We start from the raw sequence: 13487 nt of genomic DNA on the forward strand, positions 1-13487 counted from the left end.
AGCGCGCGACGTTTCAGTCCGCCAGCGCTTCGGCGATGGGCTGCCAGTGGCCGCAGCCGTCGGCAGCGCAGGCAAGCACCCCGCCCTCCCGCCGCGAGAAGCGCTGCACCACGAAGCCCGCGCCGCAGCGCGGGCACGGCTGCGGCACCGGCCGCTCCCGCATCGCATGGGAGCAGGCCGGGTAGCGGTTGCAGCCGAAGAAGGTCCGCCCCTGCCGCGAGCGCTTCTCGGCGAGCTCGCCTTCGTTGCAGGCGGGGCATTTCACGCCGGTCGACATCGGCACCGCGGTCCTGCAGGCAGGGTAGGCGCTGCAGGAGAGGAAGGGCCCGCTCCGCCCCCGCCGCTCCACCAGCGCCGATCCGCAGCGCGGGCAGTTGCCGTGGGTGGGCGGCGCCAGCGGCGGCTCCTCGGCGACGAGCAGCGGCGTGCCGTCCGCAGCCGACACCGCGGCGTTCTGCGCTGCGGCACCACCACCGCCGATCACCAGCGACGCCGCCTCACCGGGCCGCGCCAGATCCCGGGTGAACCTGCAGGCCGGATAACCGGAACACGAGAGGAAGGGCCCCGACCGCCCCCAGCGCAGCGCCAGCGGCTTGCCGCACTTCTCGCAAGGCGTGTCGACGAGCCCCTTCTTCGCGGTGGCGCCGAAGCGCTCCTTCGCCTCCCGGAGCCGCTGGTCGAAGGGCTGGTGGAAGCGGCGCACCGCCTCGACCCAATCGCTGCTCCCGCTGCCCACGCGATCGAGGTCGGCCTCGAGCCGCGCGGTGAGCTCCGGATCGACGAGCTCCGGCACCGCCTGCAGCAGCAGACCCACCACCGCTTCGCCCAGCTCGGTGGCGGCGAGCAACCCGCGGGTCCGCTGCACGTAGCCGCGGTCGACCAGGGTCTCCACCACCTGCGTCCAGGTGGAGGGCCTGCCGATGCCGTGCTGCTCCAGCGCGGCGAGCAGGGTCGCCTCGGTGAAGGGCGGCGGCGGATCCTCCACCTCCTCCACCACCGCGATCCCCTCCACCGCGAGCGCATCGCCAGCCTCCACCGCGGGCAGCTTCGCGACGGGCCCCAGCTGCACCTTCTCGCCGACGAAGGGCTCCTGGTGTTTGCCGTCCCAGACCGCGAGGAAGCCGGGCTCGCGCAGCGCGGCGCCGCTCGCGACGAAGCGATGGGCGCCCGCCACCACCTCGATGCGGCGCGCGTCGTAGCGCGCAGGGCCGAGCTGGCTTCCGCAGAAGCGCTTCCAGATCAGCTCGTAGAGCCTGCCGGTGTCGCGGTCGACGTGCTGCTTCACCAGCGCCGGATCGAGTTCCACCGAGGCGGGCCGAATCGCCTCGTGGGCGTCCTGCGCAGCGGCCCCGACCACGTGCACCGGCGGCTCCGCCGGCAGCGCCGCTCCGCCGAAGCGCGCGGCGAGGAGACGCCGGGCAGCCTGCTGCGCCAGCTCGCTCACCCGCGGCGAGTCGGTGCGCGCGTAGGTGATCAGCGAGACCGGCCCCGCAGGCCCGAGATCCACCCCCTCGTAGAGCTGCTGCGCGAGCCGCATCGTCTTCTTCAGGCCGAAATGGAGCCGCTCGTACCCTTCGCGCTGCAGCGCCGCGGTGACGAAGGGCGGCGGCGCCGGCCGCAAAAGCTCGCTCGACTCCACGCGGTCCACCTGCGCGGCTGCTCCGTGCAAGGCCGCGGCGATCGCCTCCGCCTCCTGCCGCGTCGCCGCCTCGCAGCGGGCCACGAACGCCCTGCCCTTCGCCGGCGTGCAGGTCGCCTCCACCCACCTTCGCGTGGCGCCGCGGAAGGTGCGCCGCCGCTGCTCCCGCTCCACCACCAGCCGCAGCGCCAGCGATTGCACCCGGCCCGCGGAGAGCCCGCGCTGGATCACCTTGCCGAGGAGCGGCGCCAGCTGGAAGCCGACGATGCGGTCGACCACGCGACGCGCCTGCTGCGCGTCGTAGCGCGCCCGGTCGAGGGGACCTGCCTCGCGCAGCGCCCGCTCCAGCCCCGCCGGCGTGATCTCGAGGATCCGCGCCCGCCGCGCCCGGCCCTCGAGCCCGAGCTCCTCGGCGACGTGCCAGGCGATCGCCTCGCCCTCGCGATCCGGATCGGTGGCGAGGAAGACCTCCTCCGCCACGCGGGCCTCCCGGGCCAGCTCCTGGAGCACGTGTCCCTTGCCCCTGGCGACCTGGTACTCGGGCTGGTAGCTCCCGGTGAGATCGATGGCGAGCCGCCCCTCCGGCAGATCCTTCACGTGGCCGCCGGTGGCGCGCACCGTCCAGTCGTTGCCCAGGTAGCGCTGCAGCGTGCGCGCCTTGGCGGGAGACTCGACGATGACGAGACGGCTGGCCAAGAAGGCTCCTTCCATTCAGGCGGCGAAGCGGCCGGGCCCCGCCGCCCTGGCGAGGCCCCTGGCGCAGAGCCGCGCGAGGATCCGTGCTGCGACCCCCGCCTCGATCCCGACGGCGGCGGCGATGGCCCCCAACGGAGCGGGCGCCTCGCCCAGGGCACTTAGCACCTGCTGCTCCTCCGGTTCCAGCCCCGCTGCCACGGGCCGCTCGCGCTGCCTGCCGAAGAGGGCGAGCAGCTCGTCCACGTCCCCCGCCGGCGATGCCGGCGGCCGGTCCCCCTCGCCCCGGAGCAGCGCCTCGCCGTAGGCGTTGCGGGCCCCCACCGCCGGCGCCGGCACCGCGATCACCTGCCGGCCCAGCCGGTGCGCCGCGTCCACGGTATGGAAGCAGCCGCTGCCTGCTGCGGCCCGCACCACCACCACCGCCCGGGCGAGCGCAGCCACCAGCCGGTTCCGCCTGGGGAAATGCCACTTCATCGCCCCCTCGCCTGGCGGCAGCTCCGAGCAGAGGCCGCCCCCTGCTGCGAGGATCCTCGCGAAGAGGCCGCGGTTGCGGGCGGGCGTCGGCCGCAGCAGCCCGCTGCCCAGCACCGCCACGGTCTCGCCGCCTGCCTCGAGGGCGCCCTCGTGGGCAGCGGCGTCGATCCCCAGTGCGCCTCCGGAGACCACGGTGAACCCCGCCCGCGCCAGCGCAGCGCCGAAGCGGCGCGCCAGCCCCACCGTGCCCGGATCGGCCCGGCGGGATCCGATCACCGCCACCGCGCGGGGAAGCGCTCCGCCCCCGGCGCCGCAGAGGTCGCCACGCACCGAGAGCACCTCGGGCCGATCGTCCAATGTGCCCAGGTGCGGATAGCCTGCCTCGCCCCGCAGGACGAAGCGCCCGCCCCTCGAGCGCAGCGCCGCCTCCTGCGCCGCGGCCCACGCGGCGAGATCCGGCGGCGCCGCGAGGAGCGCCTCCCGACCTCCCTCGCGCAGCGCCATCGCCTCGGCGAGCGCGCGCCTGTCGCCGAGGCAGGTGCCGACGAAGTCCTGCCCCGCGATCCGATCGATCGCCTGCGCGGAGATCCCGCGGACCATCCAGAGCGCGATCCGCAACGCCCGCTCCCGTTCGCTCTCCATCTCCCCTCCCCGGTCGACAAGGACGGGAGCGAGCGTAGCGCGGGGGTCCGACATCGAGCCGGCGGCAAAAAAGAACGGCCCCGACCGCGGAAGCGATCGGGGCCGTATCTGGTGGTTACGGGTGGATTTGAACCACCAACAACCGGCTTATGAGACCAGTGCTCTACCCTTGAGCTACGTAACCAGAAAGCGCCGTAAAGCGGGGCGGATAGTAGGGATCCGACCCCTGGCTGTCAATCAGGAAAAAGGCCTCTTCAACCAGGCCACCACCCGTCCCATTCCGCCCGCCTGCGACGCCGGCGCAGGCCCCGTGGCCTCCGGCGGAACCGCCCCGCGGAGGATCGCCGCCGGCCCGTCCCGGAGCAGACGGAGCGCCTCCGCCTCCCCGGCCAGCGCCTTCAACTCGGCGATCGAATCACCCACCCACTTCGCAGCATCCCGGGGCGAGTGGAGGTCGGTGGCAGCCACCGCGTAGAGCCCGTCGGCGAGGAAGGCCCGCGCGAGCTTCTTCGCCGAGGGACCGTAGCGCCCGATCAGCGCGCCGATGTCGAGCTGCAGGTAGGCGCCGCCGCGCACCGCTTCCGCCGCACGGCCGGGCTTCTCGAATTCGCGGCAGCGCTCGGGATGCGCCACCAGCGGCGTCACGCCCTTCACCTTGAGGCGGAAGAGCAGATCCGGCAGCTGCGGCAGCGGCGCGAGGTGCGGCGCCTCGGCGAGGAGGAAGGGCCCCTGCCCCACCGGCCTGCGGCGATCGACCACGCGCTCGAGGAGCTCCGCGTCGAGCACGTTCTCGGCGTTCTTGTGGAGGGTGAGATCGATCCCCTCCCGCTGCAGCGCCGCCTGCACCTCGGCCCGGCGTGCTTCGCAGAGGGCCTCGTCGTCGCTGGCGAACTCCGGCCGGGCGTGGGGCGAGCACGCCACGTGGCGGTAGCCGAGGGCGTGGAGCACCCGCGCCATCTCGATCGAGTCGGCCTCGCTCTTCGCCCCATCGTCGATGCCCCAGAGCAGGTGGCAGTGCAGGTCGACGTAATCCATGGGCCGTTCCATACCACGTACGCGCGTCAAGGCTCGTCCAGCAATCGGCCCCGGCGTGGCCGGGACCGATTGCCGGACACGCGCTCGCGCGCGGAAAGCCTGCTTCTTGTCGGCTCCGCCTTCGGCTCCGCTCTTCCGGGCCGTCCAATTCCTGGACGGCCCTTCAGCGCCGCGGCCGGTTCACCGGCCGCAGCGGCGCCGCGCCGGCGAGAACGCGCTCCACGTCCTCGCAGACCATCAGCGCCATCTTCAGCCTGGTGCCGGTGGTGGCGCTGCCGGTATGCGGCGCGAGCACCACGTCGCCCCGCTGCAGGAGGCCAGGATGCACCGTCGGCTCCCGCTCGTAGACGTCGAGCCCCGCGCCGCCGAGGTGGCCGCGCTCCAGCGCCTCCACCAGCGCCGCCTCGTCCACCACCGGTCCGCGGGCGGTGTTGATCAGGAAGGCGCCGCGCTTCATCCGCGAAAGCGCCGGCGCATCGAGGAGGTGCCGCGTCTCCTCGGTGAGCGGGCAATGGAGCGAGAGGAAATCGCTCGCGGCCAGCAGCTCCTCGAAGGGAAGGCGCCGCGCCCCGAGCGCCGCCTCCGTCGCCGCGTCGAGGGGCCGGCGCGCCGCGTAGACGATCTCCATGCCGAAGCCCTTCGCCCGCCGCGCCATCGCCTGGCCGATCCGCCCCATGCCGACGATGCCGAGGGTGGCGCCGGCGAGGTCGGCGCCGAGGAAGAGCAGCGGCGCCCAGCCGTCGAAGCGGCCTTCGCGCAGGTAGCGCTCGCTCTCGGGGATCCGCCGCGCCACCGAGAGGAGCAGGCCGAAGGCGAGATCGGCGGTGGCGTCGGTGAGGACGCCGGGCGTGTTGCAGACCTGGACGCCGCGCACGGTGGCCGCCTCGAGATCGACGTTGTTCACGCCCACCGCGTAGTTGGCCACCACCCGCAGCCGCGGGCAGGCGTCGAGGAAGGCGGCGTCGATCCGGTCGGAGAGCATCGCGACGAGTGCGTCCGCGTCGCGGGCGCCGGCGAGGAGCTCTTCCGGGGTGGTGGCGCGATCGGCGGGGCCGACGGTGAGCTCGAAACGGGAAGCGAGCCGCTCCATCGCGGCCTGCGGCAGGGGACGGGAAACGAAGACGCGCATGGTGCTCCGCCTATAGCGCGTTCAATGTTCCGTGTCGCCGCTCTCGCCCTCGAGCACGGCGAGGGCCTCCTCGTCGAGCTCCCCGGGCTGCGCCGGCACCTTGTACTCCTCGCCGATCCACTTGCCGAGATCGACCAGCCTGCAGCGGTGCGAGCAGAAGGGGTAGTAGGGGTTCACAGGCCGGCGTTCCACCGGCTTGCTGCAGATCACGCAACGCAGCTCGCTCATTCTTCGTTCGTCCTCGCTCGTCGCCACCGCGGGGTAGACTGGCACCCATGGACACCCTGCGCACGATGCGCGTGATCGATGCCCACGTGCACGCCTTTCCGCCCCGGGTCTTCGAGGCGATCTGGCGCTGGTTCGATCGCCACGCATGGCCGGTGCAGGCGCATTACCGCCTGCAGGCCCGGGAGGTGGTGCGCCACCTCCTCGATGCAGGCGTCGACCGCGTCGTCGCCCTGCACTACGCCCACCTACCCGGCATGGCGGCGGCGCTCAACCGATTCGTCGCGGACCTCGCGGCGGAGGAGCCCCGCGTCGTGCCCTGCGCCACCGTGCTGCCGGGCGAGCCCGGCGCCGGCGCGATCCTCGACGAGGCCCTCGGCCCCTTGCGCTGCAGGGGAGTCAAGATCCACTGCCACGTGCAATGCGTCGCCCCCGACGACCCGCGCCTCGACGACGTTTACGCCGCTGCTGCGGCCCACGGCGTTCCGGTGGTGATCCACGCCGGCGACGCGCCCGCCTCCCCGGCCTACGGCTGCGACGTCCAGGCGCTCTGCACGCCCCGCGCCCTCGCCCGTGCCCTCGCCCGCCACCGGCGCACCCAGCTCGTCGTTCCGCACCTCGGCGCGGAGCGGATGGAGGAGGTCGCGGCGCTCCTCGGCGATCACGAGAACCTCCACCTCGACACCACCATGGCCCTCGCCGGCTTCTTCCCCGTGGGTCCCGGCGGCAAGGCGCAGGGCGACGAGGCCCAGCGCTGGCTCGATCGCGCGCTCGCCCTGGTCCGGGCCCATCCCGATCGGATCCTCTACGGCACCGACTTTCCCAACCTGCCCTACGCCTGGGATACGGAGCTGCGGACGCTCGAAGCGGCGGGGCTCGAGCCGGCGGCGCTCCGGGCGATCCTCGGCGGGAACGCCGCCCGGCTCTTCCGCATCGATTAGCTGCGCCTGCGCCCTGCGCCAGCCGACCGCTCCTTCTTCCGGCGGTGGTAGAGCATCAGGTTGTAGTGGCTCTTGCACAGGCCCTTGGCCGCAGCGTCGCGGTCGCAGCCCTCGTGCGCACAGCGCTTCTTCCGGCGCTGCGTCGCTTCCTGCGCTGCCGGCGCGCTGCCGAGGGCACGGGCGATCCCCGCGCCGATCTCGTCGCCGAGCCGCACGGCGAGCCGCTCCAGCGTCGCCGTGAGATCGACGGTGCCGGCGGCGTGGCGCCGGGATCCGGATCGAGCCATGCGGTTCACCTCGTCGGGATGCGTTCGAGGGCTCGATCCTCGCGCCTCCTCCCGCTCCGGTCAACGCCGGCACGCCGCGTTGCCGGAGTGCGGCGGCAGGGCCATCGTCAGAAGGTGCAAAGGAGGTAATGCGTGACCCTTCGATTCGACGTGCATGTCCACAGCGCGCGCTCGGTTGCCGGCGCACCGACCGCCGATCGGCTCGTCCGCCTCGCGGAGCAGGCGGGACTCGATGGCCTGGTGCTCACCGAGCTCGGCGAGCGGTGGTCCGAGCGGGAGCTCGTGAGCCTGCGGCAGCGCACGGAGACGCAGCTCATCGTGCTCTCGGCGGAATACCTCATCGTCGACGACGTGAGCCTGCTCGCCTACGGCTTCTCCGGTTCGCTTCCGCCCCTCGACGACCTCGAGACGGCGATCGGACGGATCCGCGCCGAGGGCGGCACGGCGGTGGTGGCCTATCCCTTCGACGACGGAGCGCCCTCCCTGCAGCGCCTGGTGGATCTCGGCGTGCAGGGGATCGAGGTCTACTCCGCGAACGGCGAGCTGCCCACCGACCAGCAGCTCGAGGAGGCGCGCAGGCTGGGCCTCTTCACGGTGGCGGGCTCGGGCTTCCGCGGCGGCAGCGGCACGTCGGTCGGCGATTGCCACACGCTGATCGACGCGGACGTGCGCTCGGGGCGCGATCTCGCGGTGGCGATCCGCAGCGGCAGGGCCCGCGCCGTCTTCGGTCCGCCGCCGCGCGCCGCAGCGGGCCATCGCGCCCCGGTGGTGCGCCACGAGCAGGCGCAGGCCGGCGCGTCCCGCGGCTAGCTGAAACGAAGCGTGCCGGGCGCCGCAGGCAGCGGGGCCCGGCACCGTTGCACGGAGGGGGCACGATGTTCCGCAGGATCCTGGTCGGCGTCGACGGTTCGGAGGTCTCCCTCGCAGCTGCAGCGGCTGCAGGGCGGCTCGCAACGGAGGGAGGCGGCGACGTCACGATCTGCCACGTGGTGGCGCCAGCGCCGGTCTTCGTCGATGCGGCCGCGCTGACCCTGGTCGAATACGATCGCCGCGCGGCCGAGGAGTCCGGGCGGATCCTGCAGCAGGCACGCGCCAGGCTACCTGCCGAGCTGCACGTCGAGGAGAAGGTGCTGCATGGGCAGCCCGCCTCCAGCCTGGTGGAGGAGGCGCGGCTCCGTGGCTACGATCTCCTCGTCGTCGGTAGCCATGGCCGCAGCGGCATCCGGCGCTTTCTCCTCGGTAGCGTCGCCTCGCAGGTGGTGGCGCACGCGCCCATTCCCGTTCTGGTTCACCGCGATTCACAAGGCGTATCAGAACCCTCGTAACCTTTTGCCGGCTCACACGTCCGATCGGGGCTGGGGCCTGCCAGGGCGCGGGACCCGCTCCCTTCACTTCGGGTCAACACGCGGCTTCGCACTGTCTGTGCGAGTGCGCTTGAAACCGACCTCCTCGTTTGTTACTCAGTGTGCGAACGCCAATGCTGCCGCCCGCAGCGGGGTCACCACCGCATGAACGCCAGAACCAAGGATCTCTCCAACCGCATCGCGAACCGGGTTCGCGACCTCCGCCTCGAACGCGGCTGGTCGCAGCCGGAGCTCGCCCGCAGGTCCACCCTCTCCAACGCCATGGTCAGCATGGTCGAGCGCGGCGAGCGCACCCCCTCGCTCGAGGCACTGGCCGCCCTCGCCTCGGCCCTCGACGTCGACCCGGCCATCCTCCTCACCGTCGACGAGACGGCCAGCATGAAGGCCGACGCGCGCCGCCTCGCCGAGGAGCTCTCGGATCTGAAGCTTCCCCGCGCCGACATCGAGGCGATCCGCCGCATCGCCCGTGCCCTCGCCGGCGATCGGGACGCCGCAGCCAGCCGGAAGCAGGCCAAGCGGGCCTGAAGGCGGGACGCTGCCGGCCCCTCGCGGTGCGGGGCCGGCGGCAACTCCCTGCGGATCAGCGGCAGGCCACCCGTGGCCGCGCTGCCCGCGTCCGTTCCACCGCCGTCCGCACCGCGTCGAAGAGCACCGCGAGGTCCAGCGGCTTGACCAGGATCCGCTCGATTCCCGCGGCACGCGCCGCCCGCGCCACCTCGGCCCTCGCCCGGCCCGTGGTGAGCAGGACGGGGACGCCAGCGAGCGGCCCCTCCCGCAGCTCCCGCACCAGCTCGATCCCGTCGACGGCGCCGAGATGCCCGTCCACGAGCAGCACGTCGGGTCGATGGCGCTCCAGGTGCTCTCGAAGCAACTCGGCACGGGCAGCCACCGCCACGTCGTGACCGCAGGTGCGCAGGGCTTCCGCGATCACCTCGGCGCAGTCGACGTCGTCCTCCACCACCAGCACGGAGCAGGGCTCCATCCGTACCTCCCTCCGACCGCCGCGGCTCACGCTGCGCGTCCTCGAGATCCGCACACCCGATGGCCGGACGCGATCAAGCTTGCGCCGCACCTTTGGGCAGGGAAGCCCCTGGCCGGGAGCCACCCGGGCGTCAGCCGATCTCCCGCCGTCCCGGCTCCTGCACCAGCGCCGCGAGCGCCTTGACCAGCGGGAGCACGAACCCCGCCTTCTCCAGCACCACGTCGGCCCCAGCCAGAAGCGTCGCCCGCTCCGGCGTGATCGGCAGCGCGGTGTGGACGACCACACGCAGATCGGAGAGACGCGCGTCGGCGCGGATGCAGTGGAGCAACTCCGCGCCGCCGACCGAGGGCAGGAGCAGATCGATCACCGCTGCGTCGAAACCGCCGCCGGCGAGGCGCGCGTAGGCCTCGGCTCCATCCTCGACCGTCTCCACCGCGAAACCCTCGCGCCCCAGCCACCTCGACAGGAGCGCGGCGTAGTCGCGGTCGTCTTCCACCACGAGCACCTTCATCGGTCCGCCTGCCTCTCCCCCCGGGTTCGGCTGCATCGGCCCCGCGGTGTGCGCCGGAGCCCTCCCCTGCGTGCAAGGTAGGGGTGCAGGCAGCCTGGCGGCCAAGCCCACGTGGGCCCCCGAAGGGCGGCGCTCCCACAGCGAGCAGGCGTCAGCCCGGCAGCGCGTAGATCACGCCGTCGATCTCCTCGACGGCGACGGGGGTGAGGGCGCTCCCCTTCGGACACATGCCGCCGGCGCAGGCACCGGTGCCGGGCTCGTAGAGGGCGCCGTGGGCCCTGCAGAGCAACCGCGTGCCGTCCGGATGGAAGAAGCTGCCGTTGCCCAGGTCGAGCTCCACCTCGCGGTGGGTGCAACGGTTCACGTAGGCGTGGAGCGCGCCGCGGAAGCGGATCACGAAGGCGTCGACGGCGGCGCCGCCGCTGCTCGCACGGAAGCGGATGGCGCCGCCCTCTGGGAGCTGGGCGCTGGAGGCGATGGCGGTGCGTTCCATGGGGGCCGTTTCTCGCGTGAAAAGCAGGCGGGCGCGGCACCGTAGCGAACGGGGGGCGGCGGGGTCAACGCGCCTGCTTGTCACCGAAATCGACGTGCCTAGCTTCCGCATCAACCGGCAGGGGCCGGGGAACGGGTGGGGGCGAAAGGGAGGCGGCGATGGCACCGTTCGACAACGCACGCGCACGCAAGATGAACGACGAAGAGGAGAGCTTCCTCGACTGGGAAGGCGAGGCCACCCTCTTCGAAGACGACGAAGCCGAGGACGAGGAGGACGACACCGAGGAGGCCAGCGCCGCCCTCGACGAAGAAGAGGACGACGACGCCTACGACGACGAGGACGACGAGATCGAGGAGCTCGATTTCGGCTGAGTCTGTCGCGCTTCCTTGTCGGCAGGCTGCCACCCGGTATCCTTACCCGGTGTGAGACGGGAGGGACCGCCGTGGCAGCCAACTCGACGACCCCGGCCTGGGAGAGCACGGCCTGCTCGGATCCGGGCCGGGTCCGCGAAAGCAACGAGGACGCAGTCCGCATCGATCCGGCCCTCGGCCTGGTCTGCGTCTGCGACGGCATGGGCGGTCATGCCTCCGGCGAGGTCGCGAGCGGGCTCGCCGTCGCGGCCATCCACCGCGCGGTGGCGCAGGCGCCCGGGGGCGAACCTGCAGCGAGCCTGCGCTCGGCGCTGGTCGACGCATCCAACCAGATCCACCAGCGATCGGAAGCGGACCCGGCGCTCCGCGGCATGGGTACCACCGCGGTGGCCGCCCTTCTCGGCAAGGGCCGGATCGCGATCGCCTGGGCGGGCGATTCGCGCGCCTATCGCTACCGCGCCGGCAGGCTCGAGCAGCGCACCACCGATCATTCGCTCCTGCAGGAGTTCATCCAGATCCGCCAGCCCTCCCCCGAGGAGATCGCCCGCTTCCCGCTCAAGAACGTGATCACGCGCTCCCTCGGCACCGAGCCCGAGCTCGAGCCGGAGACGTTCGAGGAGGTGGTCGCGCCGGGGGACCTCTACCTCCTCTGCACCGACGGCCTCACCAACATGGTGGTCGACGAGGCGATCGCCGCGATCCTGGCGAGCGAGCCCGATCTCGACACGGCGTGCAGGCGCCTCGTCGACGCCGCCAACGAAGCGGGCGGCGCCGACAACATCACCGTGGCCCTGGCCCGCTACCGGTAGCGGAAGCGGTGGGCGATGGGAAAGCGCCACCCCTCGCCGAACGCGCGGGGCGTCACCTTGAGGTTGGGCGCACCCTGCCGCCGCTTGTACTCCGAGGCGATCACCAGCGAGAGCACCCGGCGCACGGTGGCCTCGTCGTCCCCCTGCGCCACCAGCTCCGCCACCGAGCGCTTCTCGAGGACGTAGCCCCGCAGGATCCGATCGAGCACCTCGTAGGGCGGCAGGCTGTCCTGGTCGGTCTGGTTCTCGCGGAGCTCCGCGGAGGGCGGCCTGGTGATGATCCGCTCGGGGATCACCTCGCGCTCGCGGTTGAGGTGGCGTGACAGCTGGTAGACCAGCGTCTTGGGCAGGTCGCCGATGACCGCGAGGCCCCCGGCCATGTCGCCGTAGAGGGTGCAGTAGCCCACGCCGATCTCGCTCTTGTTGCCGGTGGTGAGCAGGAGCGATCCGAATTTGTTGGAGAGCGCCATCAGGATCACGCCGCGGCTGCGGGCCTGCAGGTTCTCCTCGGTGAGGTCCGGCTGCGTGCCGGCGAAGAGCGGCGCCAGCGTCTCGGTGAAGGCGCCGTAGGCCTTCTCGATCGGCACCGACTCGAATCGGATCCCGAGGTTCCGGGCGAGGGCCTCGGCGTCCTCGTTCGACATCGCCGAGGTGTAGCGGGAGGGCATCGCGACGCCGAGCACGTTCTCCGGCCCCAGCGCACGCGCAGCGATCGCCGCGGTGAGGGCAGAATCGATCCCGCCGGAGAGGCCGAGCAGCACCGAGCGGAAGCCGGTCCTCGCGCAATAATCCCGGAGGCCCAGGGTGAGCGCGTCGTGGAGCTGGTCGAGGTCCTCGGCGGAGACCGACGCGCCCGGCACCGGAAGCGCCGCCTCCGCCCGGTAGGGCTCGCCGGGCTCGTGGACCGCTGCGGGCTTCACGTCGACGACCAGGAAATCCTCGGCGAAGTGGGCGCCGCGGTGGAGCACCTTGCCGTCCGCGCCGATCACGAGGCTCCTGCCGTCGAACACCAGCGAGTCGTTGCCGCCCACCAGGTTGCAGTAGACGATCGGCACCCGATGGCGCCGCGCCGCCGCACCGAGCATCCGCTCCCGCAGCGCGGGCTTGCCGATGATGAAGGGTGAGGCGGAGAGGTTGAGCACCAGCTGCGCGCCCCGCCCCACCGCCTCCTCGATCGGATCGCGCTCGTAGCGGCGGCGCTGCCAGAAGATCTTGTCGTTCCAGATGTCCTCGCAGATGGTCACCGCCACCCGGATGCCGCCGTGGTCGACCAGCACCACGTCGCTGCCCGCGTCGAAGTAGCGCCCCTCGTCGAAGACGTCGTAGGTCGGCAGGAGGAGCTTGCGGGCGGTGGCCTTCTCGGCGCCGCCGTGGAGGAAGGCCACCGAGTTGTAGAGCCCTGCGCCCACGCCGCCGTGGGGTTCGGCGTAGCCCACCAGCACCGCCAGCTCCTGGAGGTCCGGGTCGCTCCGGAGCTGCTCGAGGGCGGCGACGTTGCCCTGCACGAACTCGGGGAGGTCGAGGAAATCCCGCGCGGGGTACCCCGGAATCGACTGCTCCGGCAGGAGGAGGAGCTCCGCTCCCTCCGCCAGCGCCCGCCTTCCGAGCGTGCGGATCTTCTCCACGTTGCTCCCGAAGGCGCCGATGGTTGCGTTGAACTGGCCGATCGCGATTCGCATGCTGCTGCCTCCGTCGGAGCGGAGCCTGCCCGCTCGATCGGCAGCGGGCAAGCGCTTCCGGCCCCGCGACGCAGTGCGGCAGCCGTCCGTTTTTCGTCAGTGTTCGTCGGCGGATGCCGCAACCGCGCAGGTTGAGCGGCTTTTCTGATGACCCCCAAGCGGCGCTTTCTCCCACCTCCCGGGGCCTGCTACACCGGTCCTCGTCCACAC

Annotated in this window: 16 protein-coding genes and 1 tRNA gene; 6 read left to right on the top strand and 11 right to left on the bottom strand. The window is 72.5% G+C overall.

The window, feature by feature from the left end; all coding sequences use genetic code 11:
- Positions 1–13: 13 nt before the first annotated feature.
- The 6 genes from topA to ACESMR_RS16915 form a co-directional block, all read right to left on the bottom strand.
- Positions 14–2335: a type I DNA topoisomerase gene (gene topA / locus ACESMR_RS16890; RefSeq protein ID WP_373048277.1), complete on the bottom strand. Its 2322-nt coding sequence runs from the start codon at positions 2333–2335 to the stop codon at positions 14–16.
- A 15-nt stretch (positions 2336–2350) separates the two neighbouring features.
- A complete protein-coding gene (locus ACESMR_RS16895) occupies positions 2351–3451 on the bottom strand; it encodes a DNA-processing protein DprA (protein WP_373048278.1) in 1101 nt (366 codons plus the stop codon).
- A 109-nt stretch (positions 3452–3560) separates the two neighbouring features.
- Positions 3561–3635: transfer RNA gene (locus ACESMR_RS16900), tRNA-Met, on the bottom strand.
- A gap of 53 nt (positions 3636–3688) precedes the next feature.
- Positions 3689–4486 (bottom strand): tyrosine-protein phosphatase, encoded by a 798-nt coding sequence (locus ACESMR_RS16905; RefSeq protein ID WP_373048279.1) that lies wholly within the window; start codon positions 4484–4486, stop codon positions 3689–3691.
- Between the two features lie 163 nt (positions 4487–4649).
- On the bottom strand, positions 4650–5615 hold the full coding sequence (locus ACESMR_RS16910; RefSeq protein ID WP_373048280.1) for a 2-hydroxyacid dehydrogenase: 966 nt from the start codon (positions 5613–5615) through the stop codon (positions 4650–4652).
- A gap of 21 nt (positions 5616–5636) precedes the next feature.
- Entirely contained in the window at positions 5637–5843 is a 207-nt protein-coding gene (locus ACESMR_RS16915; RefSeq protein ID WP_373048281.1) for a DNA gyrase inhibitor YacG, read from the bottom strand.
- A gap of 47 nt (positions 5844–5890) precedes the next feature.
- Between ACESMR_RS16915 and ACESMR_RS16920 the strand changes: the two genes are divergently transcribed.
- The gene (locus ACESMR_RS16920; RefSeq protein ID WP_373048282.1) at positions 5891–6781 is read left to right on the top strand and encodes an amidohydrolase family protein; all 891 of its coding nucleotides are present in this window, start codon (positions 5891–5893) and stop codon (positions 6779–6781) included.
- Here the strand turns inward: ACESMR_RS16920 and ACESMR_RS16925 are convergent.
- Positions 6778–7068: a hypothetical protein gene (locus tag ACESMR_RS16925; protein WP_373048283.1), complete on the bottom strand. Its 291-nt coding sequence runs from the start codon at positions 7066–7068 to the stop codon at positions 6778–6780. The two genes, ACESMR_RS16920 and ACESMR_RS16925, sit on opposite strands and share 4 nt — an antisense overlap.
- Positions 7069–7200: 132 nt before the next feature.
- Between ACESMR_RS16925 and ACESMR_RS16930 the strand changes: the two genes are divergently transcribed.
- The 3 genes from ACESMR_RS16930 (at position 7201) to ACESMR_RS16940 (ending at position 8957) form a co-directional block, all read left to right on the top strand.
- Positions 7201–7878, top strand: a complete 678-nt coding sequence (locus ACESMR_RS16930) for a PHP domain-containing protein (protein WP_373048284.1) — start codon at positions 7201–7203, stop codon at positions 7876–7878.
- Between the two features lie 65 nt (positions 7879–7943).
- On the top strand, positions 7944–8393 hold the full coding sequence (locus ACESMR_RS16935) for a universal stress protein (RefSeq protein ID WP_373048285.1): 450 nt from the start codon (positions 7944–7946) through the stop codon (positions 8391–8393).
- 183 nt (positions 8394–8576) lie between these two features.
- Complete coding sequence (locus ACESMR_RS16940) at positions 8577–8957, top strand: helix-turn-helix domain-containing protein (protein ID WP_373048286.1); 381 nt, start codon at positions 8577–8579, stop codon at positions 8955–8957.
- A 55-nt stretch (positions 8958–9012) separates the two neighbouring features.
- Here ACESMR_RS16940 and ACESMR_RS16945 read toward each other — a convergent pair whose 3' ends face one another.
- The 3 genes from ACESMR_RS16945 to ACESMR_RS16955 form a co-directional block, all read right to left on the bottom strand.
- Positions 9013–9414, bottom strand: coding sequence for a response regulator (locus ACESMR_RS16945; protein ID WP_373048287.1), 402 nt, complete (start codon positions 9412–9414; stop codon positions 9013–9015).
- Positions 9415–9544: 130 nt separating this feature from the next.
- Entirely contained in the window at positions 9545–9925 is a 381-nt protein-coding gene (locus tag ACESMR_RS16950) for a response regulator (RefSeq protein ID WP_373048288.1), read from the bottom strand.
- 151 nt (positions 9926–10076) lie between these two features.
- On the bottom strand, positions 10077–10418 hold the full coding sequence (locus tag ACESMR_RS16955; protein WP_373048289.1) for a Rieske (2Fe-2S) protein: 342 nt from the start codon (positions 10416–10418) through the stop codon (positions 10077–10079).
- Positions 10419–10576: 158 nt separating this feature from the next.
- Here ACESMR_RS16955 and ACESMR_RS16960 point away from each other — a divergent pair, with 158 nt between their 5' ends.
- Together ACESMR_RS16960 and ACESMR_RS16965 are read left to right on the top strand one after the other, a co-directional pair.
- On the top strand, positions 10577–10789 hold the full coding sequence (locus ACESMR_RS16960) for a hypothetical protein (RefSeq protein WP_373048290.1): 213 nt from the start codon (positions 10577–10579) through the stop codon (positions 10787–10789).
- 71 nt (positions 10790–10860) lie between these two features.
- Positions 10861–11598, top strand: a complete 738-nt coding sequence (locus ACESMR_RS16965) for a Stp1/IreP family PP2C-type Ser/Thr phosphatase (protein WP_373048291.1) — start codon at positions 10861–10863, stop codon at positions 11596–11598.
- On the opposite strand, the gene ACESMR_RS16970 is transcribed toward ACESMR_RS16965, so the two are convergent.
- Entirely contained in the window at positions 11589–13277 is a 1689-nt protein-coding gene (locus ACESMR_RS16970; RefSeq protein WP_373048292.1) for an NAD+ synthase, read from the bottom strand. The two genes, ACESMR_RS16965 and ACESMR_RS16970, sit on opposite strands and share 10 nt — an antisense overlap.
- Positions 13278–13487: the final 210 nt, after the last annotated feature.

The organism is Vulgatibacter sp. (assembly GCF_041687135.1).
In the GTDB taxonomy this organism is placed as follows: Bacteria; Myxococcota; Myxococcia; order Myxococcales; family Vulgatibacteraceae; genus JAWLCN01.